Source organism: Paracoccus sp. ME4, from assembly GCF_046736325.1.
Classification (GTDB): domain Bacteria; phylum Pseudomonadota; class Alphaproteobacteria; order Rhodobacterales; family Rhodobacteraceae; genus Paracoccus.
On record NZ_CP151276.1, the window covers coordinates 1,681,115 to 1,694,780 of the forward strand.

15 protein-coding genes are annotated in these 13,666 nt (G+C 64.2%); 4 read left to right on the forward strand and 11 right to left on the reverse strand.

What is annotated here, in order from left to right; genetic code table 11:
* Positions 1-24 precede the first annotated feature (24 nt).
* Genes AACG61_RS08610 through AACG61_RS08620 form a run of 3 tightly spaced genes read right to left on the reverse strand, consistent with a single transcriptional unit; the run spans position 25 to position 3,247 of the window.
* Entirely contained in the window at positions 25-2,154 is a 2,130-nt protein-coding gene (locus AACG61_RS08610) for a transposase domain-containing protein (protein WP_411836732.1), read from the reverse strand.
* Positions 2,151-3,056, reverse strand: coding sequence for a ParB/RepB/Spo0J family partition protein (locus AACG61_RS08615; protein ID WP_411836733.1), 906 nt, complete (start codon positions 3,054-3,056; stop codon positions 2,151-2,153). The genes AACG61_RS08610 and AACG61_RS08615 overlap by 4 nt, the downstream gene beginning before the upstream one ends.
* Before the next feature lie 26 nt (positions 3,057-3,082).
* Positions 3,083-3,247 carry a hypothetical protein gene (locus tag AACG61_RS08620; RefSeq protein ID WP_411836734.1) on the reverse strand — a complete coding sequence of 55 codons (165 nt, stop codon included), beginning with the start codon at positions 3,245-3,247 and terminating at the stop codon, positions 3,083-3,085.
* 124 nt (positions 3,248-3,371) lie between these two features.
* On the opposite strand from AACG61_RS08620, the gene AACG61_RS08625 reads away from it, so the two are divergent.
* Positions 3,372-3,641, forward strand: a complete 270-nt coding sequence (locus AACG61_RS08625; protein WP_411836735.1) for a hypothetical protein — start codon at positions 3,372-3,374, stop codon at positions 3,639-3,641.
* A gap of 43 nt (positions 3,642-3,684) precedes the next feature.
* Here AACG61_RS08625 and AACG61_RS08630 read toward each other — a convergent pair whose 3' ends face one another.
* Positions 3,685-3,960 carry a hypothetical protein gene (locus tag AACG61_RS08630; RefSeq protein WP_411836736.1) on the reverse strand — a complete coding sequence of 92 codons (276 nt, stop codon included), beginning with the start codon at positions 3,958-3,960 and terminating at the stop codon, positions 3,685-3,687.
* Positions 3,957-4,208 carry a hypothetical protein gene (locus AACG61_RS08635; protein ID WP_411836737.1) on the reverse strand — a complete coding sequence of 84 codons (252 nt, stop codon included), beginning with the start codon at positions 4,206-4,208 and terminating at the stop codon, positions 3,957-3,959. Before AACG61_RS08635 ends, AACG61_RS08630 begins: the two co-directional genes overlap by 4 nt.
* Positions 4,209-4,296: 88 nt before the next feature.
* Here AACG61_RS08635 and AACG61_RS08640 point away from each other — a divergent pair, with 88 nt between their 5' ends.
* Together AACG61_RS08640 and AACG61_RS08645 are read left to right on the forward strand one after the other, a co-directional pair.
* Entirely contained in the window at positions 4,297-4,965 is a 669-nt protein-coding gene (locus AACG61_RS08640) for a helix-turn-helix transcriptional regulator (protein ID WP_411836738.1), read from the forward strand.
* Between the two features lies 1 nt (position 4,966).
* Positions 4,967-5,272 (forward strand): hypothetical protein, encoded by a 306-nt coding sequence (locus tag AACG61_RS08645; protein WP_411836740.1) that lies wholly within the window; start codon positions 4,967-4,969, stop codon positions 5,270-5,272.
* 1,047 nt (positions 5,273-6,319) lie between these two features.
* Here AACG61_RS08645 and AACG61_RS08650 read toward each other — a convergent pair.
* Positions 6,320-6,637 (reverse strand): hypothetical protein, encoded by a 318-nt coding sequence (locus AACG61_RS08650; protein ID WP_411836741.1) that lies wholly within the window; start codon positions 6,635-6,637, stop codon positions 6,320-6,322.
* Positions 6,638-6,764: 127 nt separating this feature from the next.
* Between AACG61_RS08650 and AACG61_RS08655 the strand changes: the two genes are divergently transcribed.
* Entirely contained in the window at positions 6,765-7,643 is an 879-nt protein-coding gene (locus AACG61_RS08655) for a hypothetical protein (protein ID WP_411836742.1), read from the forward strand.
* A 370-nt stretch (positions 7,644-8,013) separates the two neighbouring features.
* Here the strand turns inward: AACG61_RS08655 and AACG61_RS08660 are convergent, their stop codons facing one another.
* From AACG61_RS08660 to AACG61_RS08680, 5 genes are all read right to left on the reverse strand, one after another.
* Positions 8,014-8,256 carry a T6SS immunity protein Tdi1 domain-containing protein gene (locus tag AACG61_RS08660; RefSeq protein ID WP_411836743.1) on the reverse strand — a complete coding sequence of 81 codons (243 nt, stop codon included), beginning with the start codon at positions 8,254-8,256 and terminating at the stop codon, positions 8,014-8,016.
* 6 nt (positions 8,257-8,262) lie between these two features.
* A protein-coding gene (locus AACG61_RS08665; RefSeq protein WP_411836744.1) for an IS5-like element ISPaes2 family transposase occupies positions 8,263-9,020 on the reverse strand; the annotation gives its coding sequence in 2 pieces (ribosomal slippage) (positions 8,263-8,696 and positions 8,696-9,020; 759 coding nt in all).
* 85 nt (positions 9,021-9,105) lie between these two features.
* Positions 9,106-9,863 (reverse strand): IS5-like element ISPaes2 family transposase gene (locus AACG61_RS08670; protein WP_411836744.1). Its coding sequence is split into 2 segments (ribosomal slippage): positions 9,106-9,539 and positions 9,539-9,863, totalling 759 coding nucleotides; the frame shifts between segments, so codons are not numbered across the junction.
* A 46-nt stretch (positions 9,864-9,909) separates the two neighbouring features.
* Complete coding sequence (locus tag AACG61_RS08675; protein ID WP_411836745.1) at positions 9,910-10,968, reverse strand: AAA family ATPase; 1,059 nt, start codon at positions 10,966-10,968, stop codon at positions 9,910-9,912.
* Positions 10,969-11,401: 433 nt separating this feature from the next.
* Positions 11,402-13,666, reverse strand: a complete 2,265-nt coding sequence (locus AACG61_RS08680) for an adenosylcobalamin-dependent ribonucleoside-diphosphate reductase (RefSeq protein WP_411836746.1) — start codon at positions 13,664-13,666, stop codon at positions 11,402-11,404.

Consider the following 13,666-nt stretch of genomic DNA (forward strand, 5'->3'; position numbering starts at 1 on the left):
CACGCCCGCGGCGTTCTTCCTGGCTCAACCGAGCCCCTCTTCCCCGAAATCCTCGAACAGCATCCGCTGCCGCGTGAATTCAGGGGTGTTCTGATAAATCCCGACCCAGTCCGCCTCGGCGCTGCCGACAGGCAGCCCCGCCTCGGATCGCCCCAGGATGTCGATCGCGCGCCGGAACCGGTCGGCGGGCGTCTCCTCTGGTTCGATCGGCTGCGCCTCCGCCTGACGAAAGCTCAGCAGGACACCGGCGCGGCGCTCCTCCAGCTCGTCGCTGACCTCCGGGACGGGCATCTCGCGCTCGAAGACCGGCCTCTGCCGACGCACCGGGGCCATCTCGACCACCTTGGCCTCGACCAAGGGCGTCTCGGGTCGATCGAGCGCGTTCAGCGCATCCGCCAGATGGCCGACGCCGACGGGGCGCATCGCCTCCAGCAGCTGCTTCTCGGCCTTGCGGCGCAGGCGCTGCTGCCGCTGGTGCAGCTTGGCGCCGACCATGTCGAAGAACCCGACCTTCTCGCGGCACTCGGCCTGGCCAAGGAACTCGCCCTCCGGGGTGTAGAGAAAGACGCCGGAATGCAGGTTCTCGGGGTCGAAGCGGGCCACGACGCGGCGGCCGGCATGCTCGTTCATCCAGTCCGACCAATAGCCGTTCTTGAACAGCAGCAGCCCACCGTGATTGGCGTTCAGCTTGCGGACCTCCTGACCCATCAGCCAAAGGCGGTGCTGCTCCGGCGTGGCCTTGCGGATGGGCGCGCGGGCATAGCTTTCGGCAAAGGTGTCATCGAAGCTGCGGCCCCTTGCCGTGTCCGACAGACGCCCCTGGCGGGCGTTGTGGTCGCGGATGCCTTCGTCCAGGACGGTCAGGAAATCCTCGAGCGCCACGGCGCGGCTGCCGTAATCCTCCGGCTTGGCATCCGGGCGGTTGCCGACATAGGCCCCGGCAAAGCGGGGGTCCTTGGCGATGCGGTCCGCAAAGTCGCGGAACCCCCGCTCGATCGGCTTGGCCTGACCATGGCCAGGGGTGGCCCAGTGGACCTTGATGCCCAGCATCGGCAGGACGCCCAGGGGATCGTCCGCGCGGACCTTGAACCGGAACCGCGTGGGTGCCCCGCCGGTCAGCCACTTGTTGGCGAATTCCCGGCCGTTGTCGAAGAGGCAGTGACGCGGCACCCCAAAGGCCTCGACCAACTCGCCCAGGGCGGACATGACCGCCACCTTGTTCGGGTCCAGATCGACGCGCCAGGACAGGATCTTGCCGGAATACAGGTCCTGGAAGGCCACGATCTGCGGGCGCACGGGCTTGTCGATGCCGGGCCACTGCACGAAGACGTCGATCTTGTGGCAGTCGGCGTTGACGGCCTCCATGGCCTCCAGCTGGGTCCGGTCGCGGATCTGCGGCGGGAAACAGCGCGCCAGACCCTTCTCACCCTCGCGGGCAAAGATCTGGGTCACCCGCGGCACATTCTCCTCCATCCACCGGCGCGCGGTGCGCAGCGTCAGCACCCCGAGGCCATGGGCCTTGGCCAGCTTGGCGGCCCGCTCATAGCTGCTGTTGAAGCTCGGCCCCGCAAGGCGCAGGTAATCCGCCTTCAGCCAGTCCAGAAACTGGGGGCTGCACTGGGCACGCTCACGGCGCGGCTTGGCGGCCCGGTGGCGAGGGGCCAGATAGGGCAGCCGGTCGGCCTCATCGACGCAGCCGATCATCTCGAACCAGTTCCAGATGGTCCGCGCGGCCTTCTTCTCGTTGCGGGCGATGGTCTCGACCGCCATGAACTTGCCCAGGGCGCCCTGCAGCGCCTCGACCAGCTGGATGATGCGCAGGCGGTCCCGAGCCTCGTCCTTGACCGGCGCGGGCAGACCGTCGAACCAGGCCCAAGCCGCACCGCGGTCCATGCGCCCGGCATCCGCCGACTCAGCCGGGGTGGCGACCGACCGCAGCAGCGCGGCCTGCGCGCGCGACGGCAGCAGCTTCCAATGATATTCCCAGCCCCCGCCGCGCCCGGCCCGGCGCCGCGCGAACTGCGGATGCGCCCGCCAGTCTAGGCGCTTGGCCAGCGCATCAGCGCCCTGCTGGGTGCTGGGCAGGTCTGGCAGACCCGACGCGGCCAACTCGCCCGCCGTCCACCATTCCTGCTGGGGGGTGATCCGTGTCATTCCGCGGCCACCGCGCTCAGACGGGCATGCATCGCGACAATGGCCGGATCGTCATGCCGCGCGGACTCGTCCAGGATCAGGGGGGGCAGATCGTCCACATGCGCGGCGAGGAACCGCCGCCGGGCTGCGGCACCCGCGCGGGACCAGGCCTTTGACAGGGCCTTGAACTGCTCTTCAAGTGGGTCCGCCTCGACGGGCGCGGAAGGTCCGCGGCGGGCCTTCAGCGCGGCGCTGGCCGACTTGGCAGATCCCTCGACCAGCGCATCGACCACGTCATAGCGATCCGAGGGGCTATTGATCTTCGAGATGTCCTGCAGGTCCTTCAGAGTAACCTGCCGGGGGGCTTTGCGCAGCCGTGCGATCTCGTCCGGCCCTAGTTTGGTGCCAGCCGAAACCAGCCGCTCGACGTGGCGCTGTGAGAGACCAAACTTCTCGGCAGTGGCGGCAGCAAACGACATCATGTCGCTTGCTGAACCCTGGCGGGCCAGTCCGCCCGCGACGCCTGCCTTTGTCTCGGGGTGCAGGCGCTCATAGACCGCCTTGCGGGTGGCCAGAAAAACGGCGGTGTCCAGCGGGTTCAACTCGGCCCCCGACAGGTTCCCGTCGATTTCCATGATCCGTGCCTGATCGTCGGTGCACTCGAAGACGCGGACCGGGACCTCGGTCCAGCCAAGCTCGATCGCCGCGGACAGCCGATGCGCGCCATCCAGGACGTGCCAGCTTACCTCGCCCTTGCGGCGCAGCTGGCGCACCACCACCGGGTTGGCCAGCTGCCCGATCTCGCGGATCGAGGCGACGATGGTGGCCACCCCGGCGGGGCTGACGGGGCGCAGCCGCCCGGTGACTTCGATCTGGTCGATGGGCAGGCTGGTCTTGCTCTGGATCAGGATGGGGTCGCTCATGCTCACTGTCCGATGTTCTTGGGCCGTCAGGCCGTGCCGAGAAGGAAGAGGATCACGATCAGCCAGATGCTGACCGCGCCGATCAGATCGCCCAGGGGGCTGTCATCCAGCCGCCGCCGAAGACGGCTCAGACGCTGCCTGCCCGCGCGCAGGGAGGAGGAAAGGGCGCGCGGGCGGGCAGGCTCTCGCATCTCGACCGCCGCAGCCGTCCGAGCGCAGAGAGGATCGCCACCCGACCGGCCCGCGCTTTCCGCTTTGGGCTGGGCCGGGTGGCCCCTACCATCAGCCGTGCCAACAACCTGATGGAGGGATTTCATGGCCGAGAACGATGATCTGCCCAGGCGCATCAAGCGGCTGGAGGATACCGCCCAAACCCTGACCAGCGCCTTCGGGATGCTGCTGTCGGTGGTCGGTGCTGCCGCCGTCCGGGACGACCCGATCGCCAGAGAGCGCATCACCAACGTGATCGACACATTGGCATCGTCTCCCGACACCGACAGGGTCACACGGTTAGCGTTCGAGAGCTTTATCGAGACCTTCTCGCAGCTGAGCGAGGAGGGGCTGGACGGCGCATCTGCTTCCTGACGCCGCGCCTTCTCCCATGCCCGCTTGACCTGTTGCGCGCCGATCATGTCAGCTCTCCGCAAGCGCCGGAAACCCGCGCCCTGACGGCCGCCGGGCCGCCATAGACCTCCGCCAGCTCGTGCAGCGGATAGCGCGCGTCGATGATCTCCTGCATCCGCAGACTGGCAGAGGCGCGGGCCACAGACAGCAGATCTAGCGCGCGCGGCCCGCGCAGCTCGGTCAGCATCTCGGCCATCAGCGCGACGCGGTCGCGATCATTCATCTCGGTAAGAACACCGCGCGCCAGATCGCGCAGGTCCAGGCGGTCCGCGTTCATCATGCAGCCTCTTTGGATTTGGGTTTCGTCGGGCGCGGAATGTCGCGCGGCCATTCAAGGTCGGCGGGCCAGTTCTCAGAGAACCAGGCCGTCACCTTGTCAGCTCGCCGGAACGTGCATCCGGCCATCCCGCTTTCCAGACTGCCGAAGAACTTCCCGTCGCCTGCGGCGTATGTCGAAACGGTCGACTGCTTCAGGCCGCTATGCTCGACGTAAAGATCTGCGAGCTTCAGCACTGCTTCGATGCTCATTGCCACTTCTCTCGGTTTCATTACCGATATTTGTGCCGGTAACGTTCCCGATTGTCAAGCAAGGGCTATTCGGTAAATATCCCGAACTATGAGCCGTGCAGATGAGACCTTCGCTGAGACAGTAAGGACCAGGCTCAGCGAGCTCGGGACCAGTCCCTTTGCTGTGGAAACTAAGCATGGCCTCCCGGTGGATGCGCTCCGCAACGTGCTCAGACGAAGCAAAGCAGGTCCTACGCTGAACCGTGTCAGCGAGATTTGTGAGGCGCTGGGGCTTGAGCTCTACATCGGACCACCGCGCGTCGACGCAGGCGGATCTGCTGCCGAAATCGATGGGCACGAGTTCGCGGCTGTGCCTCGCTACAGTGCGCAGCTGTCAGCGGGACCAGGCGCAGACCACGATGGCGATCTCTCCGCCGGGGCGATTGCATTCCGCAGGGACTGGCTGGCAAGAGAGGGCATCTCGCCTGCATCGGCGATGGTCCTACCGGTCAAGGGTGACAGCATGGCGCCCACCCTTTGCGACGGCGACCTGGTGATGATCGATCGCAGAAAGGTCACTCCGACAGGCCGCAAGATCTATGCCATGATCGGCCCGGACGGAGAGGCGCGCGTCAAACGCATCGAACGCCTTCCTACGGCACTTCTGCTACACTCAGACAATGATGGCTTCCCGACCGAGCTCGTGGCCCCCGCCGACGCGGATCGCATCCGCATCCTGGGTCAAGTGGTGTGGTGGGGGCATACAGCGAGGGAATGATATGACGGTCGAGAGCACCTCCGCAGAAGTTCGTTCAGCGCGTCAGAATAGTCGAACCAGCGGCATGCTTATCCCGCGTCGGCTAGACGTCTCAGTCGGCATGTTGGTAGCGTCTTGGATTTGTTACGCGTTGGCGACGTGGCAGGGCATTAACACCGTAGGGTATGTCGTCGATGGATCGGTGACCGAAGCAGATTGGGCCCTTCTGTTCCGGCTCATCCTGTTAGGAATGGGACTCGGCGGCTTTTCGCTGCTGCTTCGTTACCTGGCCGCAATCCTGGACGCCGTCACCCGTCGGGAAAAATAGAACGAGATAGGTGCTACATGAGATCGGGCGGGGAAACCTCCCCGCCCGACACAGTCTCACTAGCGTTCAAATCTCGCTGTCACTACCAGGGAACAGCTTGCCCTTGATCACTTCGTTAATACGCCCTGGATTGACGTCGAAGTCAGCAGCGATCCGATTCTGAAAGTCCCCTCGTCGGTAGCGCTGCCAGATCACACGAGCGTCATCAAATGTGAGCTTATAGCTCGGGTTTCGATTACTTTTCATCGTCACTTCTCGTGAAGTGCCGTTGACTGGACTTGACCGCAGACTCTGAACGGCTTAAACACCGCTTCAGGATATCCTAAAAGTCCGCCAGCCAACGGCGGGTTGCTTAAGCCGCAGGGTCTAGACCACCCTGCGGCTATTCATTTACCGCGCTGCCGGTGCGGAGTCTAGATGTTAGCGATCTGTTCCTACGCTTCATGTAGCCGCTATCGCTCTGCCCTACGCAACAGATTGACGTATAGCGGTGTCTCGCACCGTTACAGGGCGCATTAACTGCGGAAAGCATCAGCCGAGATTGCGCAATGCGACGGGTGCGGACAGCGCCACCTGAGCATAACTGCTGATCCGAAACCGCCCATCTTTACCTGAAATCAGTTGTAGGTTTGGGCATGGTGCCTGCCATGCATGGGAAATTGTAAGTTACAGTTATCATTGAACAATTCCGAACCTACAACTGGCACGTCTAAGCTACGGTCTGATTTGTAGGTTCGGGTGGTGGCCGATCACGCCGGTTTCCGGTGCCGCCTACCTAATACCCCTGCAATTGCTGGCCACTTTGGCGCGTTCGATGCGCTCGGCAATGCTTCGAACTCTCATCTCAAGTCGGCTTTAAGCCCCCATTTAAGTTTCACTGCAGGACAAGACCCGTGCGCCCCGGCAGACGGCCTCAACTGCCCATACCACCTTGTTTTACAGGCCCTTCGCACATCTTCGCTGCTCTTCGGGCCTCTTCGCACTTCCCTGCAGATATCTCTGTCCCTCAACACTCAATATATGCATTCATGCAGGCGCGGGGAATTCCTAGCCCGGATCATCGTTCTGACAGTCTGAATCCACCTCCAACGCCAGGCGCATTTTTCTCAGCCGTGATCGGATGATGGCGTTCAGCCGGTCCATCGACAGAAGGCGCGGCACGCCATTCGGTGGAAGGAACGCCGCAACGGTCATGCCAGGATGGCGCGTTGTCAGTGCCGCCAGCCGCTCCGCGCTCCCGGGCTGCGGTGCCAGTAATGCCCGGAGGCATCGCGGGGTCAGAATTAGGACCGGGTCGGTCCGTGCCTCCCCGTCAAGCTCGGGATACCCAAGATCGTCCCACAACGCTGCAGCGGTCTGGCGCAAGTGAGGGTCCTCCGCGAGATAGGCGGGCCTGCGTTTACGGAGCCCGGCGGCCAGATGGGCCTGCAGCGCGGCCTGGGTCCCGGCCAGCGGGGTTCCTGGGTTATCGGGACGGGGGAGCGGCCAGGCCGTGTCGTCCCGGCTGATCACCCATCGCTTCGCGCCTGCGAGTGCCCGCGCAAAGATGCATGCCTCAGGCACCAATGACGTGCTGTTCCACGAGCCCGATCGCCGCATCCTGCAGGACGAGGTTACCGCGATCCGCCACAACACCACCGTCGACGCCCTGGGCTTTCACCGCGAGCGTCATGCCGACCGCTACGTGAAGACGCCTGTGGAGATGCAACGGCTGTTCACCCGCTACCCCGAAGCGCTGGCCCGCGCGGCCCGGAACGCGGAGGCCTGCCGCTTCTCGCTCGACGAGCTGGCATACCAGTATCCCGAGGAGCGCGACGATCCCACAGTCACCGCCCAGGCCATGCTAGAGCGGCTGACTTGGGAGGGCGCGGCCGAGCGCTATCCCGAAGGCGTCCCGACCGAGGTTACCGCCAGCCTCCAGCATGAGCTGCGCCTGATCGACCGGCTGGAGTATGCCCCCTACTTCCTGACCGTGAACAGCATCGTGCGCTTCGCCCGCTCGCGGGGCATCCTCTGCCAGGGCCAGGGGTCGGCGGCGAACTCGGCCGTTTACTTCGTGCGGGGGATCACCTCCATCGATCCGGGCCGCAACGATCTGCTGTTCCAGCGCTTCGTCAGCGAGGAGCGCCGCGAGCCGCCCGACATCGACGTGGACTTCGAGCATGAGCGCCGCGAGGAGGTGATCCAGCGGATCTACCGCACCTGTGGCCGCGACCGCGCCGCGCTGACCGCGGTGGTGATCCGCTATCGCAGCAAGGGTGCGCTGCGCGACGTGGGCAAGGCCCTTGGCCTGCCGGAGGATCTGATCCGGGCGCTGTCCAGCCAGATCTGGGCATGGTCCGGGGAGCCACCTGACAGCGGTGCCGCATAACATGGATCTCAGGACGTAGGAGCGGACGTTCGTCGCCGACGCTGCATGGTCAGGGCTTGGCTCGTCGTAAAGGGTTTGAGGCGGCCGCCCGGCCGTGCGTCAAGGCAGAGCAGCGCTATTCCGAAGCGACTGTACCCGCGCTATTGCGATGCCTCGCGCGAACTCGGCACAGAATGGCGAAATACAGCGTTATCCGGATACCAACCGACACTGAAAGGGACGTTAGCTGAACGATTGTCGTCGTATGCCGAGACGTTGATGCTGCTCCGGTTTGCAAGTCGTCATGCGGCCCGAAGGCTTCCGTCCGAGGGCATGGCAGATGATTTTGCAGGACATGCCGAAACAGCGGCTCTAACCTACGATCAAAGCGTCACTTCTTCAGCAATCCGGCCAAGGTCTCTTTGGCACCGTCTCCGAACGCCAGGCGTGTAAGTTCCTTCATTGTCATCACACGGGGCGGTGCGATTTCGGCCACCATCCTCAGATAGCTTGGAGCATCGACGATCTGCAGGACATCGATCCGCATCTGGCCGCCGAGCGGAATGGCAGGAACCGGGGCGTAGATCTGGTTGTGACCAAGATCGCCCAACTTGTCTTTAGGCTCCAGACTCATTGAGTTTCACAGCCAGAACAAGACGGTTGCGGCGAGCATAATAGCTGAGAAGAACGTTTCCGGGCAGCGGTCATAACGGGTTGCGACGCGCCTCCAGTCCTTCAGACGCCCGAACATGATTTCGATGCGGTTACGCCTTTTGTAACGCCGCTTGTCGTATTTGACGACCTTCTTGCGGGACTTCCGTCCGGGGATGCAAACCTTTATCCCCTTGTCTTTCAACGCGTCTCTGAACCAATCAGCGTCGTAGCCCCTGTCGGCCAGAAGCCACCCAGCCTTCGGCAGGCTGCCCAGCAGCGCCGCCGCGCCGGTGTAATCGCTGACCTGGCCGGCCGACATGAAGAACCCGATCGGCCGCCCGTTGGCATCGGCGACAGCGTGCAACTTGGTGTTCATACCGCCTTTGGTGCGCCCGATCTGGCGCCCGCGCCCCCCTTTTTCACCCCAAGGCTTGAGGCCGTGCGGTGTGCCTTGAGATAGGTCGCGTCGATCATGATCGTCTTGTGCTCGGCGCTCTCGGCGGCAAGGCCGACCATGATCCGGGCAAAAACCCCGTTGTCGCTCCAGCGCTTCCAGCGGTTGTAGAGGGTTTTGGCCGGGCCGTATTCCTTCGGCGCGTCACACCACCGCAACCCATTGCGATTGATGAAGATTATGCCGCTGAGGACACGGCGATCATCGACGCGGGGCTTGCCATGGCTTTTGGGAAAGAACGGTTTCAGACGCTCCATCTGGGCGTCGCTCAGCCAGTAAAGATTACTCATCGATCAGGTCTCCTTGAGGAGCCTGAATCACGCGAAAAGCATGAAATCAATGGGTCTGGAGCCTAGGCTCCAGACCCATTGAGTTTCACAGCCAGAACAAGACGGTTGCGGCGAGCATAATAGCTGAGAAGAACGTTTCCGGGCAGCGGTCATAACGGGTTGCGACGCGCCTCCAGTCCTTCAGACGCCCGAACATGATTTCGATGCGGTTACGCCTTTTGTAACGCCGCTTGTCGTATTTGACGACCTTCTTGCGGGACTTCCGTCCGGGGATGCAAACCTTTATCCCCTTGTCTTTCAACGCGTCTCTGAACCAATCAGCGTCGTAGCCCCTGTCGGCCAGAAGCCACCCAGCCTTCGGCAGGCTGCCCAGCAGCGCCGCCGCGCCGGTGTAATCGCTGACCTGGCCGGCCGACATGAAGAACCCGATCGGCCGCCCGTTGGCATCGGCGACAGCGTGCAACTTGGTGTTCATACCGCCTTTGGTGCGCCCGATCTGGCGCCCGCGCCCCCCTTTTTCACCCCAAGGCTTGAGGCCGTGCGGTGTGCCTTGAGATAGGTCGCGTCGATCATGATCGTCTTGTGCTCGGCGCTCTCGGCGGCAAGGCCGACCATGATCCGGGCAAAAACCCCGTTGTCGCTCCAGCGCTTCCAGCGGTTGTAGAGGGTTTTGGCCGGGCCGTATTCCTTCGGCGCGTCACACCACCGCAACCCATTGCGATTGATGAAAATTATGCCGCTGAGGACACGGCGATCATCGACGCGGGGCTTGCCATGGCTTTTGGGAAAGAACGGTTTCAGACGCTCCATCTGGGCGTCGCTCAGCCAGTAAAGATTACTCATCGATCAGGTCTCCTTGAGGAGCCTGAATCACGCGAAAAGCATGAAATCAATGGGTCTGGAGCCTAGGCCGGTGCTGTTGCAGGGAGGGATGGGAGAGGATCTCGCAGATCGCCTCGATGGAGGTCTCGGAGAGGTCGCGCTTGGCACCCTCGCGGCGCGCGAAGGCCTCGAGCTCCGCGAGGGTGAGATGGCGCAGCCGGATCGGCGGACAGCGGCTGAGCAAGGGCTCCGGCAGCAACCGGTGATCGTTCGAGGTCAGCACCCAGATCACCCAGCTTATATCGAACCGCACCTGAAAGTAGGGGCAGCTCCAGCGGGCTGCGGTCAGCGGTTCCAGCAGCGGCAGAAACGCCTCGGCCAGACCGAAGGCATGGCCCTTCGTCGACACGGCCGTGCCGGCCTTTTCCACCTCGTCTACGATCATGAGCGGGTTGGCGATGCGGCTTTGCAGCATCGCTTCGATCAGCCGTCCCGGGCACGACCCGCCCCAACCGCGTTGGGTGCCGACAATGCCGAAGCTGGCATTCTCGCCCGTGGCCTCGATCACCGAGGTGGGCAGCGACAGGAGCTTGCCCAATCGCCGCGCCCAATGGCTCTTTCCGATGCCGGGCGGGCCATCGAGAAGCACAGGCGGCACCCTCAGTCCCGGCCAGCCCTCGCGCACCGAACGGCGCATGGCCCGCCAGACCACCTCGGTGGCCGGCGCCATCCATGGCATGTCCTGGTGCAGTCCCGCGGCCAGTTCATCGGCGTGATGCTCGTCTCGGAGCGAGATCAGCCGCGCGCCGTCCTTGAGCGTCTCCAGCCGCTCCCGGTCATCGCGCTTCAGATGTTCGAGGTCGGAGGCGGCCGCGCGGCACTTGATGATTCGATCGACGCGCCGCTTGATGCGGGCCTCGTCGTCATCGCTGAACCTGATGATCCCCATAAGGTCCATATCCGACATCCCGCCTGGTGCATGGGTCCCGGCGGGCAGGGCGACGCGGTCCGGAGGGATCCTCCTGCAGCGCAGCTTGCGCAGATGCCGCATGAAGCGGGTTTCGAGTTCGATACGGCCTTCGCTTGCGCTGAAGAAGCGGGCCTCGATGAAGGGGATGCGGGTCACGGGAATACTCCGGGCATGAGGGGGCCGACGGCCGGAGGGGATCCGGTCGCGAGAAAGGAATGGCGGCTTGGTCCTGGTCAGAGACAAGCCTCGGCTGTTCGGAAAAGCTGGCGCTTTTCCGGCGGGGAGAGAGACGACTGCTGATATCCCAAGGTTGGCAGCGGGACGGAAACGGACCGTGACCGGCCGCCGAGCTTGTGGCGGATGCCTGGACGATGCGCAGGCATGTCAGGCGCGTCAACCGGACCGAGCTCAGGTCCGAGGGCTTCGAAGTGACCGCGGGGTCGAAATAAGCACGCAGAGCAATGCACTGATAAATAATAATAAAGCGAGCCCGGAATAATTCCGGGCTCGCTTTATGCTTGCAGAAAGGCTCAAAGAGTTGGGGTAAAGCTCATTTTATGCTTGGTCGCACACAACCCGCCCTGCCCGCTCACCCGCATTTCGAGTGGCCGCAACTGGGGCAGGTCATGCAGCCTTCCACCATGCGCATCCCGTACTGGCCGCAGCTGGAGCAGGAGGGGCCGCGCGGGGCTTCGCCCACGGCCATCACCTCGGCCTGCGGATCAGCCTTGAGGCCCAGCCCCTCGCCCGCCAGGAAGCCCGTCTCGATCAGGTGACGCTCGATTACGCCGCCGATGGCCGCCAGGATCGAGGGCACGTAGCGGCCCTGCATCCACGCCCCGCCGCGCGGATCGAACACCGCCTTCAGCTCCTCGACCACGAAGGACACGTCGCCCCCGCGGCGGAACACGGCCGAGACCATGCGCGTCAGCGCGACCGTCCAGGCGTAATGCTCCATGTTCTTGGAGTTGATGAAGATCTCGAACGGGCGGCGGTGATTGCCGTGGATGATGTCGTTGATCGTGATGTAGATCGCGTGCTCCGACCCCGGCCATTTCAGCTTGTAGGTCGCGCCCTCCAGGGCCGCGGGACGGTCCAGCGGCTCGGTCAGATAGACCACGTCCGCGCCCTTGTCGGCCTCGGGGGCCTTCTCGGTCTTCTCGCTGACCGACAGGACCGATCCGGTCACGTCGTTCGGGCGATAGGTGGTGCAGCCCTTGCAGCCCAGATCCCAGGCCGCCAGATAGACGTCCTTGAACTCCTCGAAGCTGATGTCCTCGGGGCAGTTGATCGTCTTGGAGATCGAGCTGTCGACCCATTCCTGCGCCGCGGCCTGCATGGCGACGTGGTCCTTGGGTGCCAGCGTCTGCGCGTTCACGAAGTAATCGGGCAGCGCCGCGTCGCCCTTCAGGTCGCGCCACATCTGCACGGCGTAATCGACAACCTCCTCCTCGGTCCGCGAGCCGTCCTTCTGCAGGACCTTGCGGGTATAGGCATAGGCGAAGACCGGCTCGATCCCCGAGGACACGTTGCCCGCATAGAGGCTGATCGTGCCGGTGGGCGCGATCGAGGTCAGCAGCGCGTTGCGGATGCCATGCTTGGCGATGGCGTCGCGGACGTCCTTGTCCATCTTGGACATGAAGCCCGACGCCAGGTACTTCTTGGCGTCGAACAGCGGGAAGGCGCCCTTCTCCTTGGCCAGATCGACCGAGGCCAGATAGGCCGACCGGGCGATGGCCTTCATCCAGACGCGGGTCTGCTCGACCGCGTCGGCCGCGCCGTAGCGCAGGCCCAGCATCAAGAGCGCGTCGGCCAGACCGGTCACGCCCAGGCCGATGCGGCGCTTGTTGCGGGCCTCCTCGGCCTGCGCGTCCAGCGGGAATTTCGATGCGTCGACCACGTTGTCCATCATCCGGACCGCCGTGCGGACCAGATCGTCCAGCGCCTCGGGGTCCAGCTCGGCCGCGTCGGTGAAGGGGTTCGTCACCAGCCGCGCCAGGTTGATCGACCCCAGCAGGCAGGCGCCATAGGGCGGCAGGGGCTGCTCGCCGCAGGGGTTGGTGGCCGCGATCGTCTCGACATAGTTCAGGTTGTTGGCCTTGTTGATCCGGTCGATGAAGATCACGCCCGGTTCGGCAAAATCATAGGTCGCCTTCATGATCCGGTTCCACAGGTCGCGCGCCTGGACCGTGCTGTAGACGCGGCCGCCGAAGGTCAGGTCCCACGGGCCGTCGGCCTTGACCGCCTCCATGAAGGCGTCGGTCACCAGGACCGACAGGTTGAACATGCGCAGCCGGGCGCTGTCCTGCTTGGCGGTGATGAACTGCTCCACATCCGGGTGGTCGCAGCGCATCGTGGCCATCATCGCGCCGCGGCGCGAGCCCGCCGACATGATGGTGCGGCACATCGCGTCCCACACGTCCATGAAGCTGAGCGGGCCCGAGGCGTCGGCCGCGACCCCCTTGACCACCGCGCCGCGGGGCCGGATCGTGCTGAAGTCATAGCCGATGCCGCCGCCCTGCTGCATGGTCAGCGCGGCCTCCTTCAGCATGTCGAAGATGCCTGCCATGCTGTCGGGGATGGTGCCCATGACGAAGCAGTTGAACAGCGTCACCGACCGGCCGGTGCCGGCGCCCGCCAGGATGCGGCCGGCGGGCAGGTACTTGAAGTCCTCCAGCGCGGCATAGAACTTCTCCTCCCACTGGGCGGGATCCGCCTCGACGCGGGCCAGGTCGCGGGCGACGCGGCGCCAGCTGTCCTCGACCGAGGCATCGACCGCCTGCCCGTCCTCGTCCTTCATCCGGTACTTCATGTCCCAGATCTGCTCGGCGATGGGGGCGGCGAAACGAGTCAT

Excerpts from the sequence above, each read along its gene's own strand:
- AACG61_RS08620 (WP_411836734.1), bottom strand. The coding sequence starts at position 3,247 with ATGCGAGAGCCTGCCCGCCCGCGCGCCCTTTCCTCCTCCCTGCGCGCG.
- AACG61_RS08660 (WP_411836743.1), bottom strand. The coding sequence starts at position 8,256 with ATGAGTCTGGAGCCTAAAGACAAGTTGGGCGATCTTGGTCACAACCAG.
- AACG61_RS08615 (WP_411836733.1), bottom strand. The coding sequence starts at position 3,056 with ATGAGCGACCCCATCCTGATCCAGAGCAAGACCAGCCTGCCCATCGAC.
- AACG61_RS08610 (WP_411836732.1), bottom strand. The coding sequence starts at position 2,154 with ATGACACGGATCACCCCCCAGCAGGAATGGTGGACGGCGGGCGAGTTG.
- AACG61_RS08625 (WP_411836735.1), top strand. The coding sequence starts at position 3,372 with ATGGCCGAGAACGATGATCTGCCCAGGCGCATCAAGCGGCTGGAGGAT.
- AACG61_RS08640 (WP_411836738.1), top strand. The coding sequence starts at position 4,297 with ATGAGCCGTGCAGATGAGACCTTCGCTGAGACAGTAAGGACCAGGCTC.
- AACG61_RS08680 (WP_411836746.1), bottom strand. The coding sequence starts at position 13,666 with ATGACTCGTTTCGCCGCCCCCATCGCCGAGCAGATCTGGGACATGAAG.
- AACG61_RS08630 (WP_411836736.1), bottom strand. The coding sequence starts at position 3,960 with ATGATGAACGCGGACCGCCTGGACCTGCGCGATCTGGCGCGCGGTGTT.
- AACG61_RS08645 (WP_411836740.1), top strand. The coding sequence starts at position 4,967 with ATGACGGTCGAGAGCACCTCCGCAGAAGTTCGTTCAGCGCGTCAGAAT.
- AACG61_RS08635 (WP_411836737.1), bottom strand. The coding sequence starts at position 4,208 with ATGAGCATCGAAGCAGTGCTGAAGCTCGCAGATCTTTACGTCGAGCAT.